This window comes from Noviherbaspirillum album (assembly GCF_035916955.1).
GTDB classification, from domain to species: Bacteria; Pseudomonadota; Gammaproteobacteria; order Burkholderiales; family Burkholderiaceae_D; genus Noviherbaspirillum; species Noviherbaspirillum album.
Genome location: NZ_JAWIIV010000081.1, coordinates 1 through 7,837 on the forward strand (window position 1 = coordinate 1; position 7,837 = coordinate 7,837).

General features: G+C 60.4%; 6 protein-coding genes and 1 pseudogene. 2 read left to right on the forward strand and 5 right to left on the reverse strand.

Annotated features, from left to right (window positions below; all coding sequences use genetic code 11):
* Positions 1–459 precede the first annotated feature (459 nt).
* From RY831_RS32385 to kdgD, 5 genes and pseudogenes are all read right to left on the reverse strand, one after another.
* Positions 460–1,128 carry a FadR/GntR family transcriptional regulator gene (locus RY831_RS32385; protein ID WP_326510414.1) on the reverse strand — a complete coding sequence of 223 codons (669 nt, stop codon included), beginning with the start codon at positions 1,126–1,128 and terminating at the stop codon, positions 460–462.
* A gap of 534 nt (positions 1,129–1,662) precedes the next feature.
* A pseudogene (locus RY831_RS32390) lies at positions 1,663–1,836 on the reverse strand (IS6 family transposase); the annotation flags it as partial.
* Positions 1,837–1,988: 152 nt separating this feature from the next.
* The gene (locus tag RY831_RS32395) at positions 1,989–2,897 is read right to left on the reverse strand and encodes an aldose 1-epimerase (RefSeq protein ID WP_326510415.1); all 909 of its coding nucleotides are present in this window, start codon (positions 2,895–2,897) and stop codon (positions 1,989–1,991) included.
* A 10-nt stretch (positions 2,898–2,907) separates the two neighbouring features.
* The gene (locus RY831_RS32400; RefSeq protein WP_326510416.1) at positions 2,908–4,341 is read right to left on the reverse strand and encodes an aldehyde dehydrogenase family protein; all 1,434 of its coding nucleotides are present in this window, start codon (positions 4,339–4,341) and stop codon (positions 2,908–2,910) included.
* A 64-nt stretch (positions 4,342–4,405) separates the two neighbouring features.
* Positions 4,406–5,317: a 5-dehydro-4-deoxyglucarate dehydratase gene (gene kdgD / locus RY831_RS32405; protein ID WP_326510417.1), complete on the reverse strand. Its 912-nt coding sequence runs from the start codon at positions 5,315–5,317 to the stop codon at positions 4,406–4,408.
* 686 nt (positions 5,318–6,003) lie between these two features.
* Between kdgD and RY831_RS32410 the strand changes: the two genes are divergently transcribed.
* Positions 6,004–6,798, forward strand: coding sequence for an NAD-dependent epimerase/dehydratase family protein (locus tag RY831_RS32410; RefSeq protein WP_326510418.1), 795 nt, complete (start codon positions 6,004–6,006; stop codon positions 6,796–6,798).
* Positions 6,799–6,820: 22 nt separating this feature from the next.
* Entirely contained in the window at positions 6,821–7,720 is a 900-nt protein-coding gene (locus RY831_RS32415; protein ID WP_326510419.1) for an SMP-30/gluconolactonase/LRE family protein, read from the forward strand.
* Positions 7,721–7,837 lie beyond the last annotated feature (117 nt).

The window sequence follows — 7,837 nt, forward strand, 5'->3', positions numbered from 1 at the left end:
CGGACGTGGACAAGAAAGGATTTACGGCGGCGATGAAGCCGGTGTATGACCGCTTCGTCACCGACCCGGCGCTCAAGGATGTGGTCGCCACGATCCAGAAAAACGCGAAGTAAGCGGCAGTCCGGGCGATACCCTGGCAACCAGCGTGAGCGGCAATGCGTGTCGCTTACGGAAAGCAGTCCCTTCGCAATCCGGCTGCTCGTATTTGGATTTCCCTGCAAGGCCCGACATGGAGACAGCGGTTCGCCCGACCGCCGATCACCGAAAGCGATTGATTCACCGTCCGGCATTGCGGAATTAAAGAGTCTCTCTCCCAAAGGGGTTTAGGTCATTCCGAAGGTCGGAATGACCTTTTTTCGTTTGGCGGGCGAATTCCGGCATATCTTTCGGCATGTCTTTCGGCGTATTGCCGGCAACGAGCCGAACCTGCTTAGGATTAGGCCTAGGTTTTTGCGGCGGCTATTGCTGCGACTCGCCGTAGAACATGCGCTTCAGCGCCTGGTTAAGATGGGCACGCATCGCTTCACGCGCCGCCTTGCCGTCCTGCCGGATAATCGCATCGACGATGGCGCGATGTTCCCGCTGCACCATCATCTGGCGCTCGACGCTCTTCTCGCGCGACAGATTGCGCGACAGAGCGATGCTGAATCGCGTCTGATTCCTGATGGAGCTCAGTACCGTATGGAACAAGGGATTTTTCGAAGCTGCGGCGATGGACAGGTGGAAGGCAAAATCTTCCTCGGTACCGACCGCATTCATGCGGATCATCCTGTCGAGACTGTCGTAGGCGGCTTCGATCTGCGCAAGATCCTTCTCGTCGCGCATTCGCGCCGCCATTTCCGCGGCTCCACCTTCGATTCCCAGCCGGAATTCGTAGCAGCGCTGGATATCGGACAGGCTTTCGAGTTCGGCGAACTTGAGAATGGGCTGGTTCGGCGGACGGCCGACATAACTGCCCGACCCCTGGCGCGACACGATCAGTCCGCCGACGCGCAACCGGGCCAGCGCCTCCCGCACGGTCGGACGCGACACCTTGTACTTTTCGCTCAGGGCTTCTTCGCTCGGAAGCCGCTCTCCCTCTTTCAGTTCGCCATCCATGATGGACCTGAAGATGGAGCCGAACATCATGTCGGCGAGGTTTTCACGCTTTTTAATGGGGCACTCCGCTAACGAAATGTTGGCAAGCCCGTGGCTTGCGCACAGCATCACCGGGGCAAGCGCCGGTACTGCGCCGACATTGCTTCCAGTAGTTAAGCGAAGTATACCCTTTTCCGTATTTCAAAAATGAAAACCGCCCGGCGTCTGCACGCCGGGCGGCTTCATCGGAGACTGCCACGACTTATTTCTTGGAGATTGCAGCATTGGCCAGCAAGGCCAGGCGCAGGGCGGCAATTGCGGAAAAGGAAAGCAAGGGAAGGTATTCGCTGAACATGGTTAGCTCCTTAAAAAGTGTTTTGCTGGAATTATCTTAACCAGCGATGAGTTATAAATCCAATTACATGTTCTGATGTCTGCCATTCCCATGATGAATAATTTATCTTCCTAGAATAACGTCAGCTGCCTCTTCGACACGTGCTGTTATAAGCAGATATAAGCCCGCCTTAAAACGGCTCTGTTGCGATAAGGCGGTCAGCGCGAGAGAAAATGCGAGGTATCTGTCGTTCAGGCGACCAAGGAGTGGAGCCGGTCGGCCGCGGAAGCAACTTGCCTGCTGCGGCAGTCAAGTTGCCTCTTCCTGATCATGTGCATGGTCTCGATACCGGTAAGGATCCTTGAAACAGACCGGAGGGATTTGAAACCGAGCATGGGCCGGATGATACGCTTGATCGCTCGATGATGTGATGAGTGGAATGGAGGCATTGTCCGGTTCCCGACGCGACGCAAATGCCCTATTGCGGGAATGCATACGTGGCTGCGAATGAGGCGAGTCAGCCTCGCAAGGGACAGCGCCGCAGCCCGGCCCGCCCTGTGAAACGGAGCAGCCTGGGTCAACCGCCGTGTACGCCGATCTCCATCGCGATTTCCATGGAATCCCGAGGTTGCAGGACTAGCACGCCGGTATCGGTATGGCCTTGCGCCATGAGGTTCATGCCGTTGTTGACATGACTGACCGGTTCGAGCGCAATAAACTCGCGTCCATCGGAGGGGCGGAACACCACCAGGGACGCCAGCCGTTCGCAGCCGCCGATCGTGATCCTGCGGCGACGTGCCGGATGTTCAAGAACGGCGTTTCCGCTCCAGCCCTGGAAGCAGTTGTCGACCGCGAGCGCCTGCGTTGGCCGGCTGTCGCTGAAATTCCAGCCGCCTTGTGTCAACGCCGACTCGCGCGGCAGCATGTGCTCGTCATTGAGCCAGACGCGCTGCGCCTCGAAGCTCACGCGTGAATCCGGATCGATGTTGAAGAAGGGATGCCAGCCGCCGCCTGCCGGGAAGGGCGCGGTGCCGGTATTGCGCAGCGAAAGCCGCAGGTGGAGAGCGTTTTGCACCAGGGTCAGCTCCTGGCGCACCGTGTACGGGAACGGCCAGTGTCCATCGCCCGCATGTACCAGGGATACGGCGAGATGATGATCCTGCAGTTCATCGATGTGCCATGCCTGCATCCAGGCGTTGCCATGGAAACTGTGCGGCGCGCCGGCGCGGTTGCAGTCGAGTTCGAAAGACCGGCCGCCGAACGCCAGGCGCCTGAATCCGACGCGGTTCGAATAAGGAATCATCGGAAAGCAGCCGAATTTCATCGTCTCGCCGCGCGCAATCTCGTCCTGCGATGTTTCGCGCAGGATGTGAAAGCCCGTTTCCAGCTCGAAGAGCCGCGCCACCGCCGCCCCGTGGCTTGGGCTGACCCAGGCCTCGAGATGACGGTTGCGCAGTTTGACCAGCTTTCCGCTATCCCTGTCCAAGTTAGCCGGCTTAACCGATATAGGCGGTTTTCACCGTCGTGTAGAACTCGCGTGCGGCCTTGCCTTGTTCGCGCGGGCCGTAGCTCGATCCCTTGCGGCCGCCGAATGGAACGTGGTAGTCAACCCCGGCCGTCGGCAGGTTCACCATGACCATGCCGGCCTCGGCGTGGCGCTTGAAGTGCTCCGCATATTTCAGCGATGTGGTGGCGATACCGGCGCTCAGGCCGAACTGGGTATCGTTCGACGCCGCCAGCGCTTCCTCGTAATCCTTCACGCGCAGCACGCTGGCCACCGGCCCGAAGATTTCGTCGCGGTTGATCTGCATGTCGGCCGTCGTCTCGGTGAAGAGCGCCGGCTGCAGGTAGAAGCCATTGGTTTCGCGCTGCAAGCGTTCGCCGCCGAATACCAGCTTGGCGCCTTCACGCTTGCCGATCTCGATGTAGCGCAGGTCCTGGTCAAGCTGCGACTGATCGACCACCGGGCCGATGTCGGTGCCAGCCTTCAGCGCATGATCGATGCGCAGCGTTTGCATGCGTTCGTGCAGCGCATTGACGAAGCGGTCATGGATGCCATCGGTAACGATCAGGCGGCTCGATGCCGTGCAGCGCTGGCCGGTCTGGAAGAATGCGCTTTGTAACGCCACATTGACTGCGACATTGAGGTCGGCGTCGTCGAGAATGATCTGCGGGTTCTTGCCGCCCATTTCCATCTGCAGCTTGGCCAGGCGGCCGACCGCTTGTGCGGCGATGCGCTTGCCGGTGCTGACGGAACCGGTGAAGGTGATGGCATCGACCTGCGGCGACTCGATCAGCGCGGAGCCGATTTCCGAGCCCTTGCCGATGACCAGGTTGAATGCGCCCGCCGGGAAGCCGGCGCGGGAAATGATTTCCGACAGCGCCCAGGCGCTGCCGGGCACGAGTTCCGCAGGCTTGAAGACGACCGCATTGCCGAAGGCCAGCGCCGGCGCGATCTTCCACGCCGGGATCGCGATCGGGAAATTCCACGGCGTGATGATCGATACCACGCCTAGCGGTTCGCGCGTGACCTCGACGCGCACGCCGGGACGCACGGAATCGATCAGGTCGCCGCTGGCATGCAGCACTTCGCCGGCGAAGAAGCGGAAGATGTAGGAGGCGCGGGCGACTTCGCCGATGCCATCGGCCAGCGTCTTGCCTTCTTCGCGGGCCAGCAGGGTGCCGAGTTCCTCGCGTCGCGCGAACAATTCGCGGCTGACGAAATCGAGTGCGTCGGAACGTGCCTGCAGCGTCATTTTAGCCAGCGCCGGCACGGCCTGGCGCGCGGCGGCCACGGCCTGGAACGCCTGCTCGGCATCGGCCTGCGCAAATTCGCCGATCACGTCGGAAGTGTCCGACGGATTGATGTTCTGCAGGGTGCGCGCACCCTGCACCCATTCGCCGGCGATGAAGTTGTAATACGGTTTCATGTTGCCCTTTCAATCAGGTGAGGATGCGCAACCGCGGCAAGCGTGCTCGCCGCGGTTGCCGATCTTATTGCGCGCCGAGGCGGTTGATCAGCTCGCGCAGCGTTTCATATTCCTGCTCGTTGCAGGAGGACAGCGGGGGACGGACCTTGCCGCCGCCATGGCCGACGATCTCGACACCGGCCTTGATCAGGCTGACGGCATAGCCCGGCGTCTTGTTGCGCAGTTCGATGAACGGCAGGAAGAAGGTGTTGAGCAGGTGATCGACGGTCGCGTGGTCGTCTTCGCGGATCGCGCGGTAGAAATCCATCGCGGTCTTCGGGATGAAGTTGAATACGGCGGAAGAATAGGTCGTCACACCCATGGCGAGGTAGGGACGCGCGAACACTTCCGCGGTCGGCAGGCCGCCGAGATAGACGAAACGGTCACCCAGCTTCTGGCGGATCGCAACCATCAGGTCGATGTCGCCGAAGCCATCCTTGAAGCCGACCAGGTTGGGGCAGGCATCGGCCAGGCGCACCAGCGTTGCAGGCTGCAGCTTGCATGGTCCGCGGTTGTAGACGATGACGCCGATCTTCACCGATTCGCAGACTGCCTTGACATGCTGGAACAGGCCTTCCTGGCTGGCTTCGCTCAGGTAGTGGGGCAGCAGCAGCAGGCCGTCGGCGCCAAGACGCTCGGCTTCCTGCGCATACTGAATGGCGGTGCGGGTGCCATAGCCCGTGCCGGCGATGACCGGCACGCGGCCCTTGAGGCGATCGACCGCTGTCTTGATCACGTTCGGATATTCCTGCTGCGTGAGCGAGAAGAACTCACCGGTGCCGCCGGCAACGAACAGCGCCGTAGCGTTATAGGGAGCCAGCCATTCCAGGCGCTCTGCATAAGTGCCGGCGTTGAAGTTGCCGCTCTGATCGAAATCGGTCACCGGGAAGGAGAGGAGGCCCGCGCCTACGGCGGCTTTAAGTTCAGCTAGATGCATGTTCGTTGGTCTATTCAAGGTTGAAGGAAAACTTGCGCGCAGGCGGAGCTGGAAAGGTGCATAACAAGCCTGTTCGAGGTCGCATTCGCGGGCAAACTTGGAAAACGTCACACATCATACAACTTAACTTCAAACAAAACAACTGCAAATGTCGTGAAAAAGTAAAGCCTTTTAAGTCCCGGCCTCCGGGATTAAAGCCGCCGCGTGATGGAGGCGCTGTTATGCCGTTTGCCGATCAGCGGCATGTTCCGGGTTTTCATGACAAGTCTCTCGTCCCAGATGTGCACTGGTCTTGCATGCCCAGCCGAAACTCAATAATGACACGGCAGGTCCCTTGACGGCTCTATGGGACGGGGCTTGACAACAGTACAAGTTGGTTGCCAATGCTGGCGTCATGTCGGGTGCCAAAGTAGTGCGGAGACTGGGGAGGAATGTGCTTACAAAGTAAGAACGTATTGCTTAAGGTGCATAAGCTAGAGGATTGTCGCCGGTCGGGTGGCGCGGCATCTGATAGCAGTGGGCGCACAAAAAACATTGTGACAAGCACTTGACATTTTACATGCGACTCCGGTAACCTCCGTCGTCATACATCTTACATATAACAAGTTGCGTTGCGGGACGCTGTATAGCCAAGACTTTGGAGCGTTCGACTGCGGCGCGGCATGGCCAATACAAGGAAACAGTCAATGATGAACCGACTTCTCATTACGGGTGCGGCAGGCGGATTGGGAAAGGTGCTGCGCCAGCGCCTCGCGCCGTTCGCAAAAACGCTGCGCCTGTCAGATCTCTCCTCGCTCGGTACCGCCGCGCCCAATGAAGAGTTGTTTCAGTGCGATTTGTCCGATGCGGCTGCAGTACATGAAATGATGACCGGTGTGGATGCGGTCGTGCATCTTGGCGGCATTTCGGTAGAAGCCGCATTCAAGCCCATTCTTGACGCCAATATCGTCGGCGTCTTCAATCTCTACGAAGCGGCCCGCAAGCTCGGCGTCAAGCGCATCGTATTCGCCAGCTCCAATCATGTGATCGGCTTTTACAAGCAGACCGAAAAGCTCGACGCCGACGCGCCGATGCGCCCGGACAGCCTGTACGGCATCAGCAAGGGTTTCGGCGAGCTGACATCGCGTTTCTATTTCGACCGCTACGGCATCGAGACCGTGTGCGTGCGCATCGGCTCCTCTTTCCCCGAGCCGGCCGACCTGCGCATGATGTCGACCTACCTCAGCTACGACGACCTGACCGAACTGATGCGCTGCTCGCTGCAGACGCCGAATGTCGGCCACACCATCGTCTACGGCGCATCCAACAACCGCGATTCCTGGTGGGACAACAGCAAGGCCGCGCACCTGGGTTGGCAGCCTAAGGACAGCTCGGAGCCGTTCCGCGCCAAGATCGACGCCCAGCCGCCGGCTGCCGCCGACGACCCGATGATGGTGTACCAGGGCGGCCGCTTCGTGACGCACGGACCCTTCGACGTTTAACCGTTCACGGCGGGTATCAAGCATGAGCAATCCACACATCACCCTCGTTGCCGACGTCAGGAACGGCGTCGGCGAAAGCCCGGTCTGGGATCCGCAGACCCAGTCGCTGTTCTGGGTCGACATCCCCGACGGCAAGCTGTACCGCTGGACGCCGGCCGACAATTCGGTGAAGTCCTGGCAGGCGCCGGAAATGATTGCCTGCATCGGATTCGACGGCCAGGGCGGCTTTGTCGCCGGCATGGAAACCGGCGTGTTTTCCGTGCAGTTCAAGGAAGGCGACGCCATCGGCGTGCGCCGCATCGCGGCGGTCGAGCATGCCGAATCGCCGATGCGCTTCAACGATGGGCGCTGCGATCGCCAGGGCCGCTTCTGGGCGGGCACCATGCACCTGGACATGTCGCTCGCGCGCCAGGTCGGCACGGTGTACCGGCTCGACGGCCGCGGGCTGCTTCCGCAGATGGAACGGATGATCGTGCCCAACGGCATGGCGTGGTCGCCGGACGGCCGCACGATGTATGTATCGGATTCCCATCCCACGGTGCAGACGATCTGGGCCTTCGATTACGACATCGATGACGGCGTCGCGACCAACCGGCGCGTCTTCGTCGACATGAATCCTTATCCCGGCCGCCCCGACGGCGCCGCGCTCGATGCCGACGGCTGCTACTGGATCTGCGGCAACGATGCCGGCATGGTGCATCGCTTCACGCCGGAAGGCAAACTCGACCGCAGCGTCGAGCTGCCGGTCAAGAAGCCGGCCATGTGCGCCTTCGGCGGCAAGAACCTTGACACCCTGTATGTGACGTCGATCCGTCCGGATCATCCTTCGGTGGCGACCGAGCAGCCCCTGGCTGGCGGCGTATTTTCTTTCAATCCGGGAGTCACGGGGATCCCCGAGCAGCCGTTCTCGTTCCCGGCGTAAGGCCACGCAGTTTCGGCATTCAGATTTTAGATAACAGAGGAGACTCGAGCATGAACAACGCATTCCAGACATTCAAACGCAGCGCAATGGCAGTGGCCCTGGCCGCCGTGGCCCTGA

Bases quoted from the DNA above. Each gene is read 5' to 3' on its own strand.
- RY831_RS32400 (WP_326510416.1), bottom strand. From the start codon at position 4,341: ATGAAACCGTATTACAACTTCATCGCCGGCGAATGGGTGCAGGGTGCG.
- RY831_RS32410 (WP_326510418.1), top strand. From the start codon at position 6,004: ATGATGAACCGACTTCTCATTACGGGTGCGGCAGGCGGATTGGGAAAG.
- kdgD (WP_326510417.1), bottom strand. From the start codon at position 5,317: ATGCATCTAGCTGAACTTAAAGCCGCCGTAGGCGCGGGCCTCCTCTCC.
- RY831_RS32385 (WP_326510414.1), bottom strand. From the start codon at position 1,128: ATGATGTTCGGCTCCATCTTCAGGTCCATCATGGATGGCGAACTGAAA.
- RY831_RS32415 (WP_326510419.1), top strand. From the start codon at position 6,821: ATGAGCAATCCACACATCACCCTCGTTGCCGACGTCAGGAACGGCGTC.